The sequence below is a fragment of the Bacteroides sp. A1C1 genome, from assembly GCF_004328515.1.
GTDB lineage: Bacteria > Bacteroidota > Bacteroidia > Bacteroidales > Bacteroidaceae > Bacteroides > Bacteroides uniformis.
In genome coordinates, this window is the sequence record NZ_CP036491.1 from 1,879,391 (window position 1) to 1,900,100 (window position 20,710).

17 protein-coding genes are annotated in these 20,710 nt (G+C 45.3%); 14 read left to right on the forward strand and 3 right to left on the reverse strand.

The window, feature by feature from the left end; all coding sequences use genetic code 11:
• The first annotated feature begins 16 nt into the window (after positions 1-16).
• From EYA81_RS07720 to EYA81_RS19185, 8 genes are all read left to right on the forward strand, one after another.
• The gene (locus EYA81_RS07720; protein WP_131225587.1) at positions 17-1,678 is read left to right on the forward strand and encodes a serine/threonine-protein kinase; all 1,662 of its coding nucleotides are present in this window, start codon (positions 17-19) and stop codon (positions 1,676-1,678) included.
• A 12-nt stretch (positions 1,679-1,690) separates the two neighbouring features.
• Positions 1,691-2,395, forward strand: a complete 705-nt coding sequence (locus EYA81_RS19180; protein ID WP_165491364.1) for a DUF3298 domain-containing protein — start codon at positions 1,691-1,693, stop codon at positions 2,393-2,395.
• Positions 2,396-2,536: 141 nt separating this feature from the next.
• Positions 2,537-3,022, forward strand: coding sequence for a hypothetical protein (locus EYA81_RS07730; protein WP_119961491.1), 486 nt, complete (start codon positions 2,537-2,539; stop codon positions 3,020-3,022).
• A 34-nt stretch (positions 3,023-3,056) separates the two neighbouring features.
• Positions 3,057-3,965 (forward strand): hypothetical protein, encoded by a 909-nt coding sequence (locus EYA81_RS07735; protein ID WP_119961490.1) that lies wholly within the window; start codon positions 3,057-3,059, stop codon positions 3,963-3,965.
• An 18-nt stretch (positions 3,966-3,983) separates the two neighbouring features.
• A complete protein-coding gene (locus EYA81_RS07740) occupies positions 3,984-4,703 on the forward strand; it encodes a caspase family protein (RefSeq protein ID WP_227187315.1) in 720 nt (239 codons plus the stop codon).
• 19 nt (positions 4,704-4,722) lie between these two features.
• Positions 4,723-5,286 (forward strand): FHA domain-containing protein, encoded by a 564-nt coding sequence (locus EYA81_RS07745; protein ID WP_117600149.1) that lies wholly within the window; start codon positions 4,723-4,725, stop codon positions 5,284-5,286.
• A gap of 19 nt (positions 5,287-5,305) precedes the next feature.
• Positions 5,306-6,358 carry a PP2C family serine/threonine-protein phosphatase gene (locus EYA81_RS07750; RefSeq protein ID WP_165491365.1) on the forward strand — a complete coding sequence of 351 codons (1,053 nt, stop codon included), beginning with the start codon at positions 5,306-5,308 and terminating at the stop codon, positions 6,356-6,358.
• A gap of 9 nt (positions 6,359-6,367) precedes the next feature.
• Entirely contained in the window at positions 6,368-7,945 is a 1,578-nt protein-coding gene (locus EYA81_RS19185; protein WP_165491366.1) for a bifunctional serine/threonine-protein kinase/formylglycine-generating enzyme family protein, read from the forward strand.
• Positions 7,946-7,982: 37 nt separating this feature from the next.
• Here EYA81_RS19185 and EYA81_RS07760 read toward each other — a convergent pair whose 3' ends face one another.
• Positions 7,983-8,474, reverse strand: coding sequence for a 3'-5' exonuclease (locus EYA81_RS07760; RefSeq protein WP_131225589.1), 492 nt, complete (start codon positions 8,472-8,474; stop codon positions 7,983-7,985).
• Positions 8,475-8,580: 106 nt separating this feature from the next.
• Between EYA81_RS07760 and EYA81_RS07765 the strand changes: the two genes are divergently transcribed.
• The 4 genes from EYA81_RS07765 (at position 8,581) to topA (ending at position 16,464) form a co-directional block, all read left to right on the forward strand.
• Complete coding sequence (locus EYA81_RS07765) at positions 8,581-9,120, forward strand: NUDIX domain-containing protein (protein ID WP_131225590.1); 540 nt, start codon at positions 8,581-8,583, stop codon at positions 9,118-9,120.
• 104 nt (positions 9,121-9,224) lie between these two features.
• The gene (locus tag EYA81_RS07770; RefSeq protein WP_131225591.1) at positions 9,225-12,269 is read left to right on the forward strand and encodes a tetratricopeptide repeat protein; all 3,045 of its coding nucleotides are present in this window, start codon (positions 9,225-9,227) and stop codon (positions 12,267-12,269) included.
• Between the two features lie 15 nt (positions 12,270-12,284).
• Positions 12,285-13,916 carry a TonB-dependent receptor gene (locus EYA81_RS07775; RefSeq protein ID WP_131225592.1) on the forward strand — a complete coding sequence of 544 codons (1,632 nt, stop codon included), beginning with the start codon at positions 12,285-12,287 and terminating at the stop codon, positions 13,914-13,916.
• 145 nt (positions 13,917-14,061) lie between these two features.
• The gene (topA, locus tag EYA81_RS07780) at positions 14,062-16,464 is read left to right on the forward strand and encodes a type I DNA topoisomerase (protein ID WP_131225593.1); all 2,403 of its coding nucleotides are present in this window, start codon (positions 14,062-14,064) and stop codon (positions 16,462-16,464) included.
• 141 nt (positions 16,465-16,605) lie between these two features.
• On the opposite strand, the gene argS is transcribed toward topA, so the two are convergent.
• Both argS and EYA81_RS07790 read right to left on the reverse strand, forming a co-directional pair.
• On the reverse strand, positions 16,606-18,423 hold the full coding sequence (argS, locus tag EYA81_RS07785) for an arginine--tRNA ligase (RefSeq protein WP_055288277.1): 1,818 nt from the start codon (positions 18,421-18,423) through the stop codon (positions 16,606-16,608).
• A 155-nt stretch (positions 18,424-18,578) separates the two neighbouring features.
• The gene (locus EYA81_RS07790) at positions 18,579-18,845 is read right to left on the reverse strand and encodes an HU family DNA-binding protein (protein ID WP_117878811.1); all 267 of its coding nucleotides are present in this window, start codon (positions 18,843-18,845) and stop codon (positions 18,579-18,581) included.
• A gap of 246 nt (positions 18,846-19,091) precedes the next feature.
• Here EYA81_RS07790 and EYA81_RS07795 point away from each other — a divergent pair, with 246 nt between their 5' ends.
• Both EYA81_RS07795 and EYA81_RS07800 read left to right on the forward strand, forming a co-directional pair.
• The gene (locus EYA81_RS07795) at positions 19,092-19,775 is read left to right on the forward strand and encodes a rhomboid family intramembrane serine protease (protein WP_165491367.1); all 684 of its coding nucleotides are present in this window, start codon (positions 19,092-19,094) and stop codon (positions 19,773-19,775) included.
• On the forward strand, positions 19,756-20,646 hold the full coding sequence (locus tag EYA81_RS07800; protein WP_117964656.1) for a rhomboid family intramembrane serine protease: 891 nt from the start codon (positions 19,756-19,758) through the stop codon (positions 20,644-20,646). Before EYA81_RS07795 ends, EYA81_RS07800 begins: the two co-directional genes overlap by 20 nt.
• The last annotated feature ends 64 nt before the right edge of the window (positions 20,647-20,710 follow it).

Genomic DNA, 20,710 nt, shown 5'->3' on the forward strand with positions numbered 1-20,710 from the left:
AAAATTCAAAGTTAATATGCAAGGAACTCAACAATCATTAAGAAAAGGTACTATTCTATCTGGTAATTCTTACAATTACAAGATTGAAGGTATTTTAGGCCAGGGGTCTTCCGGTATAGCCTATCTTGCTTCAATACAACTTCAAGGAGAGTTAGGTTACCTAAATACCCATACACAAGTAGCCATAAAAGAATTTTTTCAGAAGAATTTCAATGGTAGGGAGGGCACTACTGTAACTTGTTCCAATGAAAAGGCTTTTAAAGAATATAAAACAAAATTCCTTCGGGAAGCCAAGAATCTTTCAAAACTCAAACATCCACATATTGTAGACATCCTGGAAGCTTTTGAAGCAAACAATACTTGCTATTACGTAATGGAATATTTAGAAGGCGGGAGTTTTGATTCTTATATAAAAGCAGAAAACGGTCTCTCCGAATCAGAAGCTTTGACATGCATCCGTCAAATAGGGGAAGCACTGCAATTCATGCATAACAATAGGATGTTGCATCTTGATCTAAAACCGAAGAATATAATGCGGCGTAAAGATGGTTCTATAGTATTAATCGATTTCGGTCTTTCCAAACAATACAATTCACAAGGAGAACCTGAAACAAGTACTGCCATCGGATATGGCACCCCAGGCTATGCCCCAATTGAACAAAGCTGTTATCGCGATGGAGAAGGTTTTCCTATAACAATCGATATTTATGCCTTAGGAGCTACATTATTTAAAACATTGACCGGAAAAACGCCTCCCAATGCTTCTAATATTATGAACTATGGCTTTCCGGAAGCCGAATTGCAAGAAAGAAACATCAGTAACAAGACCATTACTGCCATACAGCATGCAATGAAACCAGAAAAGAATGCAAGAACACAAACTGTAGAAACTTTTATCCAGGAAATTGAAGGAGGTCATGCAGAAGACACCATTCTTATTGAAGATAATTCATTGATAGTTTTGCCGGAAACAAACAAAATAACCCTATCATTAGAAAAGGTATTCATGGGAAGTGATAGAAATTTTTCTACAGATATTATAATCACCGCAAACTCTATTGCACTTACCGTAAAAGCATTCACTATACCAGAAACCAAGATACAGACTTATACTTATCCATATACCTCTCAAAAATTCAAAAAACTATTATCAAACCTACGAGAGTTAAGTTTACAAACAGCTTATGACTCATTCAATTATGAAGTGGATAATGCACCAGATATTTTTTACCGCATGCGATTCTCCCTCTTCTCTACAAAAAAATCCTATGCAGATATAAAGGTGGAGTATAAGGCTTTAGATGAATTACGCACCAATGAATTGCCCAAAAACTGGCATGGCATATTCTCAAGGCTTCAAAGGGCCATCACTTCCCAAATTCCTTCTTTCAACGAAACTGTTCTCACAGTAGTTTCTAATAAAACGCCCCCTGAAGAGGGAGCAAAGGTCATAAGCATAGCAAAAGAAAGCTTTATGGCCATCTTTGCTGGAGTCATGACTCTAATGCTAATAATTGGACCCAACATAGGAGTAGGAGGAATTATCACCATAACAAGCCTTGTCATCTTACCAGACTTGCTCATATTTTGGTTATCACCTCGAAAGAAGCTTCATGCGATTTTATTTTCTGCAACAATCATACTACTACTCGCAATCAACCATATAACACATCAATAAATCTTATAGATTATGCAATTACAAAACGGAACTCTTCTGCAAGGAGGAAAATATAAAATAGAAACAGTCTTAGGACAAGGAGGGTTCGGCATCACCTATTTGGCCACCCAAACGCTAACCGACAAAAAAGTCGCTATAAAGGAGTTTTTCTTTAAAGAATATTGTGAGCGTGACAATGTGTCGGGCACAGTAACAGTGCCAACAACCAGTAAGAAAAAATTTGTAGAGAAGTTTCAAAAGAAATTTCTAAAAGAGGCTAAGATTAGCTCAGACCTCAATCACAAGAATATTATACGAGTGCTTGACGTATTTCAGGAGAATGACACTTCCTACTATAGCATGGAATATATCATTGGAAAATCGTTGGCACAAGAAATTAATGCCAAAGGGAAAATTGATGGAAAAAAATTCTCAAAAGACATGATTATGCGCCCTTATGCGATACAAAACGACATAAAAGCTGGTTTGAAAAAATATTTCGGGGTGGTGACCGATGACGAGCTGATGAACAACATTCAACTGAACAACGAATTATACAATATCAACAACCTCCCTCTGCCCGAAACAGACCCATGGATTACAAAAGATGGTGTTTTCTTCTCGTATGCTCCCTATGAAATTGCCAGTTACGCAGCAGGCGCTCCCTCCTTTGTGATACCCATCAGCAAAGTCAAGAACCACGTCACTTCTACAGCAAAAACATTCTTTGATGAATAAAACGACCTCATCAGCTTGAGAATGACCACCTATACGGTTATTTCATACAAGAATCACCGCATTTCATGTAATATACACAAATCCTTATATAGGTTATCATTTCAAATCAATATCTTTGAAACATAAAAGAAAACATTGGTTATGGAAAAGAAGCAGTTAAAAGTCTCAGAGTCAGAATACGCTAAGAATCTTGGAGTAGCTGCAAGCGCGGGAGCAGCAATAGGAGGAGCGGCTTTTGCAGCAGCAGCTTATTCAACAAGAGCATGGGAAACTGACTCTAATGAAGACAACGAGACACTGGAAATTGCAGAGGAAAGCAGCACTGATGAGATGATACAACCAGAAACTGTATCTATAGAAATATCAGATCCCGTCACTGCAGACATAGCCTACACCATAGACCCTCTTTCTCCGGCTGAAAGTGAAGCGATAGACATGGCCAGTACGGAGAATGATGAAATTGTCATCGAAGACATTGAATATCCAGACGAAGGAGATATCTTTCAATCAGATATGCAAGACGTCATGGACTGGGTAGCAGGAGAAACGATGGATATTCCTTTGCTGGACAATGCTATATACAGTGATGATACCATTGTAGAAGACAGTCAACTGTTTTCTATATGAAAAGACATTATTAATACTAAAAAATATCAGCCTTATGAACTCAGAAGACACCATTCTTAACCAGCAACAGAACGACAACGAAGAAACATTGCCGAACAACAATCAGAGCACCTCAAAGGAACAGCCTGCGAAAAAAGCCAGTTCATGGAAACATGTAACAATAGGTGGCATATCTGGAATTTTATTAGGTGGCGCCAGTACCTTTTTCACCAGCTCTTCCAGTGCCGCCAATGACAGTGACGCTCCCAGCCACGGCAGCCAGTCAGCAACAAGCCATGGCTCTACTCCCGTTTCTCCAGACTCACACATCTCTGTAGAAGGGTTACCGGTTGCAACAGTCAGTGACGATATGTCTTTCAGCGAAGCCTTTGCAGCAGCGCGCCAGGAGGTAGGACCGGGAGGAGTCTTTGAATGGCACGGTGACGTATACGGTACATATTACGCCAATGAATGGAGTGACATGACACCAGAACAGCGGGCAGAATTCGGAAGCCGCGTTTCCTATGGAGCAAGTGGTTCGGGAAATCACGAGACAGCAGAACACGCTACAGAAGAGAGCCATAATGTAGCGGAACATCATGCAACGGAAGAACCGGAAATAGTCAATGTGGAACATGAAAATGCACACGTTGAAGATGAAGTTCAGATTGTAGGAATCAGTGATGAAACCATGGATGACGGCTCGATGGTTACCATCGGACAACTGGAAATAAACGGACAAGAAGTTTATGTGGTAGATGTGGATCATAACGGCACTTTCGACCTGATGGGAGCCGATGTAAATGGAGATGGAGTAATCAGCGAAAATGAAGTCTACAACATACAAGACCAAGGACTGGAAGTTGCCGATTTGCAGCAGCAGATGGATGCAATACCCTCGGATGATTATCTGGCAGATATGCCTGATTATATTAATGATGCTGACTCCAGCGGATTTGCCTAATCAACGGACAAGATGAGAATGAAGCGGATATTATTTTCACTGATATGCATATGCTTGTTTAGCCTGCAAAGCCTGGCACAGAATATATATTTAGTTTCCGTAGGCATTGCAGACTATCCCGGCACAGAGAATGATTTAACATTGCCTGCCAAAGATGCAGAGACCATACAATGGATATATCAGAAAAATCATAAAGCAGAAACAATATTATTAACCGATGCACAAGCCACCCGAAGTAATGTATTAAGCAGTATGACGCGAATTTTCAATAAAGCCTCAGCCAAAGACATCATTGTCCTTTTTTTTAGTGGTCATGGATATAAAGGTGGATTTGTGGGCTATGATGCAATGATTACTTATCAAGACATCAAGAAAACAATGGCAAAAAGTGCAGCCAAGAACAAAATGATATTTGCAGATGCATGTTTCTCTGGAAAGATGAGAGAACCACGTAGAAACTCATCGAATATATCCCCCTCTTCATTAAAAGTAATGCTGTTCCTTTCTTCCCGTGAAAATGAAGTCTCTATAGAGTCTCCTTCCATGAAAAACGGGTTCTTCACAACATGCCTGCAACGGGGACTACGAGGCGGAGCCGACGTAAACCGTGATCGGATCATCACAGCTAAAGAGCTTTTCGAATTTGTCAGCCAAGGGGTAAAAAAGCTGTCAAGGGACAAGCAGCACCCTGTCATGTGGGGTAAGTTCAGCGATTCTATGCCGGTAATGATATGGTAACAATAATAGAATAGAACAAATGGAATCAGAATTATTAAGAATCAAGTGTCCGAACTGCGGTGCCGTTCTGACTATAAAAAAGATAGCAGGCCTGGAAACCAAGAGTATTCCATGCCCAGTATGCAAAAAGGCATCAAAGTACATTGACTACAAAGTTCCCAAACAACAATATACTCCACCGAATGAAAATGATGACACCACCATGGGAGATGAAACCCACATTGACCATTCAAAAAATCAGAGTATCGGCAAACTTCAGAAAATTGGCACAAGTCATATGTATACTTTATCCCTAGGGATAAATACAATCGGACGAAAGGCACAAACATCAAACGCCACTGTACAGATTGATACAGATGACCTTACAATGAGCCGTTCACATTCCATTATTGAGGTACGCAAACTGAAAACCGGTGGTTATATACACTATTTTTCGAATGCTCAAAACAAAAATGCCACTTATATCAATTCTGGATTAATTGAAAATGGTGACCGTATCATACTGCATGGAGGTGAAATCATAAAAATGTCGAATACGACATTGAAATTCATACTTCTTTCTGAAGATGATACAATCATTTAAACCTAAAACAAAATTGGATATGAAATATGTTTTAAACCCCTTAACTATCTACGAATTGGGACAACGGAGCAATCAGGAAGATTCCATCTTCCCCGTATCAGGTGAAGTAACGGCAGAAGACCGCCTGTTTATCGTATGCGATGGAATGGGTGGTCATGAGTCGGGTGAGGTTGCCAGCCAGACAGTATGCCAAACGATGAGTGAATACATCTTGTCACAAACTTCACCGGAAGGGGCTTTCACAGACGAGCAATTTAACGAGGCGCTCAATGCAGCCTATGATTCATTAGACCAAAAGGATAATGGTGCCGCCAAAAAGATGGGGACCACCATGACTCTTCTGAAATTTCATAGTGGCGGATGCCTGCTTGCCCATATCGGTGACAGCCGCATCTATCATATCCGACCTTCTGAAAGATACATTTTCCACACAAGAGATCACTCGTTGATAAACGACCTATATGACATCGGTGAAATCACCCTTGAAGAGATGAAAACCTCAAAGCAGAAGAATGTCATTACCCGTGCCATGCAACCCAACCTGGAAAGACGTCCTAAAGCAGACATAAAACATATTACAGACATCCGCCCCGGTGACTATTTCTTCATGTGCTCGGATGGCATGTTAGAGGAAACTGACGATAGTGACTTGCTGAATATCCTCTCTGACCCTGACACAACAGATGATGAAAAAATACAAATCCTGACCAAGGTCAGTGAAAACAACCGGGATAATCATTCTGCATTTCTTATTCATATTTTAGACTTAATTCCGGATAATTATACAAAAGAAGAAAAAGGCAAAGAAGAAAGTCCTATAGAATCCGTTCCGGACAACCGTGTCATGACTGCTGGAACAAGGACAATCGAAAGAGAGGGGAAAAAGAGCGCTGAAACTAAAGAGGATAAGAGACAAAAGCGCAGGCTGCCGATTGTCAAGATTCTTGCATTCGCCATATTACTTTTTATCGTTATCTACGCCGCTTCTTTCGTTCTGTTGAAAGCTATAAAGGGGGAGAAAGAGCATTCCAAAACAAATCACCAAATAGAAAACACTATATTACAAAAATAATCCAAGAATATGCAGCTACTATCGGAAACATCTCTGCAAGGAGGCAAATATAAAATAGAAAAAGTACTTGGCCAAGGTGGTTTTGGCATTACTTACTTAGGGCTTCAGACGGGACTGAACCGGTCTGTCGCCATTAAAGAGTTCTTTATGAAAGAATACTGTGAACGCGAAGAGACTACTTCCAAAGTTCTTCTGGGCTCACAAGGTAGTCGAGATATAGTGGACCGTTTCCGAATAAAATTCATAAAAGAAGCTCAAACCATTGCCCAGATGGACAATCCGCATATCATCCGCATTCATGACATTTTTGAGGAAAATGCAACTGCATATTATGTAATGGAATATATTGACGGAGACTCTTTGGACAGGTTAATACAGAAGCAAGGGAAGTTAGACACCGCGGTAGCATTAAACTACATCTGCCAAACAGCTAAAGCATTACAGTATATCCATCAAAAGAAGATTTTACACTTAGACATCAAACCTTCCAACATTCTGCTCAGAGGTGAGGAAGATGCTGTATTAATAGATTTCGGAATTTCCAAACGATATGATATAGACGGAAGTCAAACGAGCACCACTCCTACAGGAATCAGTAAAGGTTATGCCCCCATAGAACAATATAGACAAGGTGGTACAAGCATGTTCATGCCCAGCACAGACATTTATTCATTAGGCGCTACCATGTATAAGTTACTGACAGGAGAAACACCGCCCGAAGCTTCTGACATTGTAGACGAAGGATTAACAATTCCAGATTATATAGCTCCCAGAATAGCAACTGCAATAGAAAAGTGTATGGCTCCAGCACGCAAACAAAGGCCACAATCTATTACAGAATTTCTGTCCCTGATAGCAATGGAGCCTCATGAACATCCTCAAGACGGTACATCTTCTTCTAAGGAAAACACGGTTATACAAAAAAGGACAGACCACCAATATCTATCAATTGACGTAAAAGGAATTTTATTCAAAATGTGTTTCGTTGAAGCAGGAACTTTCATGATGGGAGCTACTTCAGAACAAGAGCACGAAGCCTATAGTGACGAAAAAAGCAACAAAAGAGTGGATATACAGAACTTCTACTTGGGAGAAACCACTGTTACCCGGAAATTATGGAATGCGATTATGGGAAACTATCAATCGGAATCCAAAGAGGAGAATCTTCCTATCGAGAATATATCATGGATTGACTGCATAGATTTTATTCAAAGACTAAACAATGTTACCGGACGCAAGTTCCGTCTTCCAACCGAAGAAGAATGGGAGTATGCGGCACGAGGAGGAAATCAAAGCAAAGGGTATAAATACGCCGGTTCAAATTCTATTGATGAAGTTGCATGGTATGATGAGAACAGCGAACATCACACCCATCCCGTGGCTTTAAAAAGACCGAATGAATTGGGATTGTATGACATGAGCGGAAACATTCAAGAATGGTGTTCCTCTTTCTACGAATATGGCTCAAATCGGACTCTACGAGGCGGATGCTATTTATCATCACCACGAAGATGCCGTGTTTCATGTAGAAACAACAATAGCCAAGTGTATCATGATGCAAGCATAGGATTACGATTGGCTTTATAAACAGCTACGGAGCGGGATTCCACATGAACTTCCTCCTTTATATGACTTGTTTGGCTATCCATGCACAAGCCTCCGCATCCGCCAATGCATGGTGGTGTTGCTCCAGTTGGTAGCCACAACAAGCTGCCACTGTGTGCAACTGATAGTTGGGCAATCCTTTCAGGACGCGACGTGATGCCTGCAAAGTACAATGAAACTCATAATCCGGATAATCCATGCAGTAAGTACGGAAAACAGCTTTCAGGCAGCTTTCATCAAAGGCCTTGTTGTGCGCTACCAATGGCAAGCCTTCAATGCGAGGAGCTATTTCCTGCCACACAACGGGAAAGATAGGAGCATCCCGGGTATCTGCCAACGTCAGACCATGCACGCGGGTATTCCAATAAGTGTAATACTCCGGTTCGGGACGGATGAGGTTATAATAATGGTCCACAATCTCTCCATCACGTACGATAACCACTCCTACACTACAAACGCTGGTACGCTGTTCGTTGGCCGTTTCAAAATCAATGGCAGCAAAATCTTTCATCCGATATGGTTTTATAGTCGCCAAAGATACGAAAAATTCACTCTGTTCCTTTCATTCTACACCTGGTTTCCATTATCTTTGTCCCCCGGACAAAGGCTAAAATATCATGGAACATCCACTTTCGCAATTCAAATATTGTCCGAAATGCGGTTCAGCCCATTTCGAAGTTCATAACGGGAAGTCAAAGCAATGCGCCGACTGCGGTTTCGTCTACTACTTCAACCCCTCTTCCGCCACCGTCGCCTTAATACTGAACGAATGCGACGAACTGCTGGTTTGCCGCCGTGCCAAAGAGCCTGCCAAAGGGACGCTGGACCTTCCCGGAGGCTTCATCGACATGACCGAGACCGGCGAGGAAGGCGTTGCCCGCGAAGTGAAGGAAGAAACCGGCATGAAGGTGGCAAAGGCCGAATATCTCTTCTCCCTGCCCAACATCTACATCTATTCCGGCTTCCCCGTACACACGCTGGATATGTTTTTCCGTTGTACGGTGGAGGACACCTTGCACTTCAAGGCGATGGACGACGCGGCAGACCTCTTCTTCCTCCCCTTGAAAGATATCCGTACGGAAGAGTTCGGGCTCGGCTCCATCCGCAAAGGAGTGGGTATCTTCCTGGAAGACATGCGAAAGAACAAAAGCGAATGATTATTCGTTCCTATTATGGTATATATCCTAAAAAAGCCAAACAAGTGTAACATTTCCGGGTTAAAACCCGTATTTTTGTAAAATACCTATTCTAACAAAAGAAGATGAAACATAAAATCTCCCGAATATTGTGCACAGCACTCTGTTGCGCACCTTTACTCGCCTCAGCACAAACAAGCGAGAAGAGTACTTCTCCCAAGCGACTCTACCAGGAAGGACAGACGTTGTTCCAACAAAAGGCCTATGCCGCCGCCATCTCCCCGTTGCAAGCCTATGTACGCCAGATGAATGCAGACGGCAAGCCTCTGCCCGACACGGGCGAGCGACAGGAAGCGGAATACATGCTGGTATGCGCCGCATACGAACTCAGAGACCCCAAAAGCATAGACCTGCTCCGTGCCTTCCTGGACGAATATCCCGATACTCCCCATGCCAACCGCATCTACGCACTGATTGCCTCCGCCTACTTCTTCGAAGGCAATTATGACGATGCCCTCGCCATGTTCAACTCCGCCCGCCTCGACCTGCTGGGTTCCGAGGAGCGAGACGACATGACCTACCGCCTTGCCACCTGCTACCTGAAAACGGGCAACGTAAAGGAAGCAGCCATCTGGTTCGAGACTCTGCGTAGCACCAGCCGCAAGTATGCAGCGGACTGTGCTTACTACATCTCTTATATCCGATATACCCAAGAACGGTATGACGAAGCGCTCAGCGGTTTCCTGCCTTTGCAGGACAATGCCAAATACAAGGACTTGGTTCCCTATTACATCGCCGAAATCTATCTGTTGAAGAAGCAGTACGACAAGGCGGAAATCGTGACGCAGAATGCACTGTCAACCCATCCCGACGGTCTGAGCTACACCCACACGGCGGAGCTGAACCGTATCCTCGGTACAGCCGAATACCATTTCGGGAAGTATCACGAAGCCGTAAAGTCCTTCGGACAATATATAGAACACAATGCCGAATCTGCCGCTCATAGAAGGGATGCCCTTTACATGCTGGGAATGTCCTATTATCAATGCGGCGTGTATTCGCAAGTCCCCTCCGTCCTCGGCAGAGTGACTGCCGAAAACGACGCCCTTTCGCAGAACGCATACCTGCACATGGGACTGTCTTATCTGCAACTGGCAGACAAGACCAAAGCGCGTATGGCTTTCGAGCAGGCTGCCGCCTCCAACGCCGATATGAAAGTCAAGGAACAAGCCGCCTATAACTACGCCTTATGCATCCACGAGACCTCCTATTCCGCTTTCGGCGAATCGGTGACCGTCTTTGAGAAATTCCTGAACGAGTTCCCGAACTCTCCTTATGCCGAGAAAGTCAGCAACTACCTGGTGGAAGTGTACATGAATACACGCAGCTACGATGCCGCACTCAAATCCATCGACCGCATCTCCCATCCCAGCAAAGCCATTCTGGAAGCCAAGCAGAAGATTCTGTTCCAACTCGGGACCCAGTCTTTTGCCAACACACAGTTCGAGCAAGCCATCGGTTACTTCAACCAAAGCGTCACGCTGGGACAATACAACCTCCAGACCAAGGCAGACGCCCTCTACTGGCTCGGCGAGTCTTATTACCGCCTGAACCGGATGAGAGAAGCCGCCCGCAATTTCAACGAATATCTGTCACTCACCCGGCAGAGGGATACGGAAATGTTTGCCCTTGCCTACTATAACCTGGGCTACATCGCTTTCCACCAGAAAGACTATTCGACGGCAGAGAACCGTTTCCGCAACTTTGTCCAACTGGAGAAAGGCGAAAACCCGACCGCATTGGCAGATGCCTACAACCGCATCGGTGACTGTAACCTGCACGTCCGCCGTTTCGAGGAAGCCAAGCAATACTACGCCAAAGCTGAGAACCTGAACACTCCCGCCGGAGACTATGCCGTCTATCAATTAGCACTGGTATATGGCATGCAGAAAAACTATACGGAAAAGGTGAGCATGCTGGACCGACTTGCAGCCAAATATCCCAACTCGCCCTACGCCATCAATGCCCTCTACGAGAAGGGACGCTCCTACGTACAGAGCAACAACAGCCGCCAGGCTATCGCCACCTTCCGCGAGCTGCTTGCCAAATACCCCGAAAGCCCCGTCAGCCGTAAAGCCGCCGCCGAAATCGGCCTGCTTTACTACCAGAACGACGACTATGACCGTGCCATAGAAGCCTACAAACATGTAGTCACCCAATATCCCGGAAGCGAGGAAGCCCGCCTTGCCATGCGCGACTTGAAGTCCATCTACGTAGATGCCAACCGCGTGGATGAGTTTGCCGCCCTTGCCGCCCAAATGCCGGGAGAAATCCGCTTCGAACCCAGTGAGCAAGACTCGCTGACTTACATCGCTGCCGAAAAAGTATATATGAAAGGCGAAGCCGCACCTGCCAAAGAGAGCTTCACCCGCTATCTGCAAAGTTATCCGGGAGGCGCTTTCAGCCTGAATGCACACTACTACCTCTGCGTCATAGGCAAAGAGCAGAAAGATGACGAGGCGGTATTGGAACATGCCGGAAAACTGCTGGAATACCCCGATAACCCATATTCTGAAGAGGCTTTGCTGATGCATGGAGAAATTCTGTTCAACCGCCAGCAATATGACCTGGCATTGGCCGACTACAAGAAATTGCAAGCCAAAGCCACCACGGCAGAGCGCCGCCAGCTTGGCGCTATCGGTGTACTGCGCTGTGGAGCACTGATGCATGATGATGCGGAAGTCATCAACGCCGCCACAGCCTTGCTTGCCGAAGCCAAGCTGTCTCCGGAGCTCCGGAACGAGGCATTGTACTACCGTGCCAAGGCATACCTCAACCAGAAAGCCGACAAGAAGGCAATGGATGACCTTCAACTGCTGGCCAAAGACACCCGTACCCTTTATGGAGCCGAAGCCAAATATCTGGTGGCATTACAATGGTACAACACCGGTAATTATGCCTCTGCAGAAAAGGAAATCCTTAATTTCATCGACCAGAGCACACCGCATGCCTACTGGCTGGCACGCAGTTTCATCCTTCTGTCTGATGTATATGTAGCCATGGACAAAAAGCTTGATGCACGCCAATACCTATTGAGCCTGCAGCAGAACTACCAGGCCGACGACGATATAGCAAGTATGATTGACGAAAGACTGGAGAAATTGAAGTAAGAAATATAGCACATTATGAAAAAGAAACAATATATCCTCGCAGGAACTATGCTTGTCTCCCTCTCTTGGGGAGCACAAGCCCAGACACAACCCCAAGACACCACCATGAACCGTACGGTAGTCGTGGAACAAGAATATAATCCGGACATCATGGACGCCTCCAAAGTGAACGTGCTTCCCAAGGTGGAACCTCCTACCGTCAGCAAAAAGCCGGTGGAATATGACGCCACCCTGATGCCGGCAACCCATATCCCGGCAGGTATCATGCAAGCCTATACCGGAAAAGAGACGCAGGCGAAAGCGCTGCCCGGATATGTACGCTTGGGATACGGTAACTACGGTAACCTCGATGTACGCGCCAACTACCTCTTCTCCTTATCCCCCAAAGACCGCCTCAACCTGACATTCACAATGGATGGCATGGATGGCAAACTGGACTTGCCGGATAATGGCGGGACGTGGAATTCATTCTACTACCGTACCCATGCTGCCATGGATTATGTACATGCCTTCAGCAAAGTCGATTTGAATATTGCCGGAAAGTTCAACCAAAGCAATTTCAACTTCCTGCCCGACTTCGTCAGCAACAAGCAGAAATTCGTTTCGGGTGATGTACATTTCGGGGTAAGTTCCATGAGCGACGATATGCCTCTCCAATTCCGCGCCGAAACCAATTTGTTGGTCTACCAGCGCCAACACGACCTCATGGTGAGCAATATCAAAGAAAATATCGTGCGTACCAAAGCCGATGTCACCGGTTCCATCTCCGATGAGCAGACCATCGGCATCGCTTTTGCCATGGACAATACATTCTACAGCGACGGACGTTTCGAGAATCACACCGACGTAGACTTCAATCCATACTATCTCTTTCAGAATGACGACTGGAAAATACGTCTCGGCGCACACGTCGACCTGGCTTTCGGTTTCGGCAAGAAGTTCTGCGCCGCTCCCGACGTAGAAATACAATACATCTTCTCGGACAGCTACATCCTCTACGCACAAGGTAAGGGAGGACGGCTACAGAACGATTTCCGCCGTCTGGAAACCATTACGCCTTATGGCATTACAAACCAGCAGCTTGACAATACCTACGAACAGCTCAACGCAGCCATCGGCTTCAAGGCAAGCCCGGTCAGCGGATTGTGGTTCAACCTATACGGCGGGTATCAAGATTTGAAAAACGACCTGATTGACACTCCGACTGTCAAGTACGACGGGATAAGCAATGTTTTCCTCACAGAAGACACCAAGAACCTCTACGCCGGAGCCGACCTGAGCTACAACTACAAGGATGTTTTCTATCTCGCCGCCAATGCCGTCTATCGCCATTGGACAACAGACTCAGACGGTCCTGATGTCGTAGTAAGCTTCAAACCGGCCGTAGAAGGCAATCTCAATCTCAAGGTACGCCCCATCTCCCCACTGCTTGTCGGCATCGGCTATCAGCACATCTCACGCCAAGGCGTGGAGGGCAACAAGGCAGACCCCGTCAGCAATCTCTATCTAAACGGCAGTTACGAACTCTTCAAAGGAATCTCCGTGTATGCGCGCGTGAACAACTTGCTGAACAAAGATTACCAGTACTACTGGGGATACCCTTCAGAAGGTCTCAGTTTCTTAGGTGGAGTAAGCTTCCTCTTTTAATAGGGGCAGCACAAGCCGGAGCTCTAATTTGAACAAAAAAGGTCATTTTTGCTAAATTCTCCTTATATTATAAGGTGGGAAGAATCTTTTTTTCCTACTTTTGCGGGCGAATTCAGTGGCGGGAGTCACTAAAAAACAGAAATTTATGCAGAAAAACCTTGTCATAGTCGAGTCTCCGGCGAAAGCAAAAACCATCGAGAAATTCCTTGGAAAAGATTTCAAAGTCCTTTCCAGCTACGGCCATATACGTGATTTGAAGAAAAAAGAATTCAGTATTGATGTAGACAAAGACTTCAAACCGCATTACGAGATACCGGCGGATAAAAAGAAACTCGTAACCCAGTTGAAAGAAGAAGCCGAGCAGGCAGAAACCGTATGGCTGGCTTCCGATGAGGACCGCGAAGGGGAAGCCATCGCATGGCACTTGTACGAAGTGCTGAAACTGAAACCGGAACACACCAGACGTATCGTCTTCCATGAAATCACCAAAGGTGCCATCCTGAAAGCGATAGAAAATCCCCGTGACATTGACATCAACCTGGTCGATGCCCAGCAAGCCCGACGTATCCTGGACCGTATCGTAGGTTTTGAACTTTCACCGGTATTGTGGAAGAAAGTGAAACCTGCCCTTTCTGCAGGCCGTGTACAGTCCGTAGCCGTCCGTCTCATTGTAGAGCGCGAACGCGAGATACATGCATTCCAAACCGAAGCATCCTACCGTGTTACCGCCGTATTCCTCGTTCCGGACACTGACGGCAAAACAGTGGAAATGAAAGCCGAACTGGCGCACCGGCTCAAGACAAAGGCAGAAGCCCGGAAATTGCTGGAGAGCTGTAAAGCAGCCACGTTTACCATCAGCGACATCACTACCCGTCCGCTGAAGAAAACTCCCGCCGCCCCGTTCACCACCTCTACCTTGCAGCAGGAGGCTGCCCGCAAACTGGGATTCACCGTGGCACAGACCATGATGGTGGCGCAACGTCTGTACGAATCCGGATTGATAACCTACATGCGTACCGACTCCGTCAACCTTTCCGAACTTGCCGTCAACGCCAGCCGTGAAACCATCTCCAACCTGATGGGCGAACGTTACGTACACAACCGTCACTTCGCCACCAAGACCAAAGGAGCGCAAGAAGCCCACGAAGCTATCCGCCCCACCTATATGGAGAATGCCAAGATAGAAGGTACCCCGCAGGAAAGAAAGCTGTACGACCTCATCTGGAAACGTACCATCGCCTCGCAGATGGCAGATGCCGAAGTGGAAAAGACAACCGTAACCATTGCTATCAGCAACGAGACGGAGACTTTCACTGCAACCGGCGAAGTGGTGAAATTTGACGGTTTCCTCCGTGTCTACCGCGAATCATACGATGATGACGTAGAAACCCAGGAAGATGAGGCACGCCTACTGCCCCCTCTGAAAAAAGGACAGAAGCTCGAACATGAAGGTATCACCGCTACCGAACGTTTCACCCAACACCCTCCCCGCTACACGGAAGCAAGCCTTGTGCGCAAATTGGAGGAACTGGGTATCGGACGTCCGTCTACCTATGCTCCGACCATTTCCACCATCCAGCAACGCGAATACGTGATAAAAGGAGAAAAAGCAGGTGAAGAACGCACCTACAATGTGCTTAACTTGCAGGGTAATGAAATAACGGACAACAACCATACAGAAATCACCGGAGCTGAAAAGTCAAAACTGATGCCGACAGACACCGGTATTGTGGTCAATGACTTCCTGATAGAGTACTTCCCGGACATCCTTGACTACAACTTCACTGCGAGCGTCGAAAAGCAATTCGACGAAATAGCCGAAGGTGACAAGCAATGGACCGCCATTCTGAAAACATTCTATAAGAAATTCCATCCTTCAGTAGAAAACACACTTGCCGCGAAAACCGCCCACAAGGCAGGCGAACGGATTCTAGGAACAGACCCCGTCAGCGGAAAACAAGTGTCTGTAAAAATCGGACGTTTCGGCCCAGTAGCACAGATAGGTACTGCCGAAGATGAGGAAAAGCCCCGTTTCGCCCAGGTAAAAAAAGAAATGTCCATCGAGACCATTACGCTGGAAGAAGCGCTGGAGCTGTTCAAACTTCCCCGTACTCTCGGAGAGTATGAAGGCAAGAATGTAGTCGTAGGTGCGGGACGTTTCGGACCTTATATCCAGAACAACGGCTTGTATGCCTCGTTACCCAAGACAATGGACCCGATGACCGTTACGCTGGAAGAAGCTATTGAACTTTTGCAAAAGAAACAAGAAGCAGAAGCCCAGAAACATATCAAGAAGTTTGAGGAAGAACCGGAACTGGAAATCCTGAATGGACGCTATGGCCCTTACATCGCTTATAAAGGCAGCAACTACAAGATTCCTAAAGACATCATCCCTCAAGACCTGAACCTTCAGGCTTGTCTGGAAATTGTGAAACTGCAAAGCGACAAGGATACGGGCAAGTCTAAGCGGACTGCAAAGGTGGTGAAAGCAACGAAAACGACTAAAACAACCGCCAAGGCAACTGCCAAAACAAGCAAGACAAAATAGGACTTAGTCTACACGTATAAAATGGGAGAAAGGAGGCGATAATTTAAACTTCTATTATTTATACCACAAGAATAAAAATTGTACTATAAAAGAATAAGCCCGAAGAAGTATCCCCGGGCTTATTCTTTTATAGTGCGATGTTTACATCCTATCCGGCACCTCAATTCCCAGTAAGCCCATACCTAAGCGTACCACTTTGGCTACATTCTCGGACAATGCAAGGCGGAATACCTTCACTGCTTCGTTCTCCTCACGCAAAATGCTGAAGTCATGGTAGAACTGGTTATATTCCTTCACAAGGTCATACGTATAGTTTGCAATGATGGACGGGCTGTAATCCTCACCTGCCTGCTTCACAATAGCGGCAAAGTCGGCAACCATCTGTATCAATCCCTCTTCCTTCTCACTCAGTTCAATGCCGGCAGGCAACTGAGCAGGGATTTCGATACCGGCCTCTTTTGCCTTGCGGAGAACAGACTGGATACGTGCATAAGTATATTGGATGAACGGTCCCGTATTACCATTAAAGTCGATGGACTCTTTTGGATTGAATGTCATGTTCTTGCGGGCATCCACTTTCAGGATGAAGTACTTCAAGGCACCCAGACCAACGATACGGGCGATATTGTCCGCCTCTTCCTTTGTCAGACCATCCAGCTTACCCAGTTCATTGCTGGTTTCCTTGGCTGTATCAATCATCTCCGCCATCAAGTCGTCAGCATCAACTACTGTACCTTCGCGGCTCTTCATCTTGCCCTCGGGAAGTTCCACCATACCGTAAGAGAAGTGCACCAACCCTTTACCCCATTCGAAGCCCAGTTTGTCGAGCAGGATGGACAATACCTGGAAATGGTAATTCTGTTCGTTGCCTACCACATAAATCATCTTGTCGATGGGATAATCTGCAAAGCGGAGTTTGGCAGTACCTATATCCTGCGTCATGTAGACGGATGTACCGTCCGCACGCAGCAGCAGCTTGTGGTCCAGCCCCTCCCCCGTGAGGTCCGCCCATACAGAGCCATCTTCTTTCCGGTAGAAAAAGCCTTTCTCCAGGCCTTCCATCACCTTCTCCTTACCTTCGAGGTACGTGTTTGATTCGTAATATATCTTATCAAAAGTTACACCCATCATACGGTAAGTCTCGTCGAAGCCTGCATACACCCAGTCGTTCATCTTCTTCCAGAGCGCACGTACTTCCGGGTCATTGGCCTCCCACTTTACCAGCATTTCACGAGCCTCCTTCATCAAAGGAGATTCAGCTTCTGCCTTGGCTTTGGCTTCTTCCTCATTCATGCCTTCGCTTTGGAACTTGGCCATCAGTTCTTTCACTTCCGCTTTATAATGCTTGTCGAAGGAAACATAGTAATCGCCAATCAAGTGGTCTCCCTTCTTGCCGGATGATTCGGGAGTTTCACCATTCCCGTACTTCTGCCATGCCAACATGGACTTGCAGATATGAATTCCACGGTCATTGACAATATTTGTCTTTACTACCTTATTACCGTTGGCAGCCACTATATTAGCCAACGCATTTCCCAAAAGATTATTGCGTACATGGCCCAAATGAAGCGGTTTGTTGGTGTTGGGAGAAGAATACTCAATCATCACCAATGGAGAGTTGTCAGTAGCGGCCACGATGCCGTACTGCTTGTCTGCATGAATGCCATTCAACAATTCTATCCATGCAGAGGAGGCAATGGTCAGGTTCAGAAAGCCCTTGATGACATTAAATGCTGCAACCGAAGGCTCATTTGCCTGCAAGTATTCACCGATTTCCTGTGCTGTCTGCTCCGGTCCTTTCTTGGACATACGGAGGAAAGGGAATACAACCAGTGTGAGGTGTCCCTCAAATTCTTTCTTGGTTTTCTGCAACTGCACTTGTGCGGCAGGAACATCCTGTCCGTAAAGCGCTTTCAGCCCGCCGATAACGGACGATACCAGTTTCTGTTCTATATTCATGATTCAAATGTATTTTCCTGCGTGCAAAGATAGCGTAAACCGAAATCAGAACAAAACAAGCAGGCTTGTTTTTATTGACTCACAAGATATTCAACATACAAAGAGGGGACGCTCTTTGCAAAACGTCCCCTCTTTGTATGTTGAGTATACTGTTTTTATTCAGCTGTCAATTCTGCACCTGGTTTGAATTTAACAACTTTCTTTGCAGCAATCTCGATAGGCTTTTTAGTAGAGGGGTTGATACCCATACGCGCTCCTCTTTCCACCACACTGAAAGTTCCAAAACCAACCAATGATACTTTATCACCGGCCTTCATTGCCTTAGTGACTGATGCGATAAATGCATCCAATGCTTTCTTTGAATCAGTCTTTGACAAACCAGACTCCGCTGCCATAGCGCTAATAAGTTCCGCCTTATTCATAATGCTTAAAATTAATTAATATGTTACACAAAAGATATTTTTACTTTTCATCACAAACCTCCACAAAAATAGAGCAATATTTCTGAATATCAAATAAAAACATTAAAAAAATATTGGAAAACAACGAAAAAGAAGGAATAGAATCTGCTTTTTCTGTTATAGAACAGAATTTATTCGTATTTTTGCCGGAGAAAGCAAAAACAGGCAACTGTTTTTGAACTGTAAAATGAATTGAAACAACAGATTATGAATACTATACCTACTGTAACCAAGAACCTTTTAATCATTAATGTGCTGATGTTTCTGGGTACCATCGTCGCCCAAAGCTACGGCATCGACCTCGCCCAATATCTGGGATTGCATTTTTTTCTTGCCGAAGATTTCAATGCAGCACAATTGATAACATATATGTTCATGCACGCCGGATTCGCGCACATATTTTTCAACATGTTTGCCGTATGGATGTTCGGACGTATTTTAGAGCAGGTATGGGGGCCAAAACGATTTCTGTTCTACTATCTGGTGTGCGGTATAGGAGCCGGAATTATCCAGGAGGTGGTACAGTATATTCATTATGAGACAGTACTTTCCGCCTATGACAGCGTAAATACCGGCATGGCCATCATCCCGATGGAGGAATATCTCAATATGATGACTACCGTGGGAGCTTCGGGAGCAGTATACGCCATTCTGCTGGCATTCGGCATGTTGTTCCCCAACCAGCAAATGTTCATCTTCCCACTACCGGTTCCCATCAAGGCCAAATATTTTGTTATCGGATATGCCCTGATTGAGCTATATGCCGGATTTGCAAATAACGCAGGAGACAATGTGGCACACTTTGCACATCTGGGCGGTATGGTATTCGGTTTTATCTTGATTATGTATTGGAGAAAAAAGAACAGAGGAAATGGCTACTATTATAACTGATTTGAAAGAAAACTTTCGCAGAGGAAATATCTATATCCAGTTGATTTACATCAATGCAGCGGTATTCATATTCACCACTCTGACTGAAGTCATGCTCCAATTGTTCAATCGGAGTATGATGGGAATATTCGAATGGCTGGAATTACCGGCATCACTTTCACGCTTCATTCTGCAACCGTGGTCACTGCTGACGTACATGTTCATGCATGCAGGATTCATGCACATTCTTTTCAACATGCTGTGGCTTTATTGGTTCGGAGCACTATTCCTGAACTTCTTTTCTGCAAAGCATCTGCGTGGTGTGTACATTTTGGGAGGAATCTGCGGTGGTTTGCTCTATATTGCCGCCTATCATATTTTCCCGTACTTCCACCCCATGATAAATTACTCTTTCATGCTGGGTGCCTCTGCTTCCGTGCTTGCCATCGTAGCTGCCACAGCCTATCGTGAGCCCAACTATCCGATACATCTATTTCTTTTCGGAACCATCCGACTGAAGTATCTGGCGCTTATCGTTATAGGCACCGATTTGCTATTCATTACCTCCAGCAATGCCGGTGGACACATCGCACATTTGGGAGGTGCGCTGGCAGGGTTATGGTTTGCTGCCAGCCTCAGCAAAGGCAGTGACCTGACCTCATGTATAAACAAATGTCTGGATGCTTTAGTTTCCATCGTCAGCTTTAAACCCCGAAAGCCGAAAATGAAAGTACATTACGGTACCAGTAAACAAAAAGATTATGATTACAACGCACGGAAAAAAGCCCAATCCGACGAAATAGACCGCATTCTCGACAAATTAAAGAAATCGGGATACGAAAGCCTTACTACGGAGGAAAAGAAAAGCTTGTTCGACGCAAGTAAACGTTAAACAAATGGAAAACGGAAAGTGGAATATGGAGAATGAGAAAATAGCCGCCACTCTTATTTTCAGT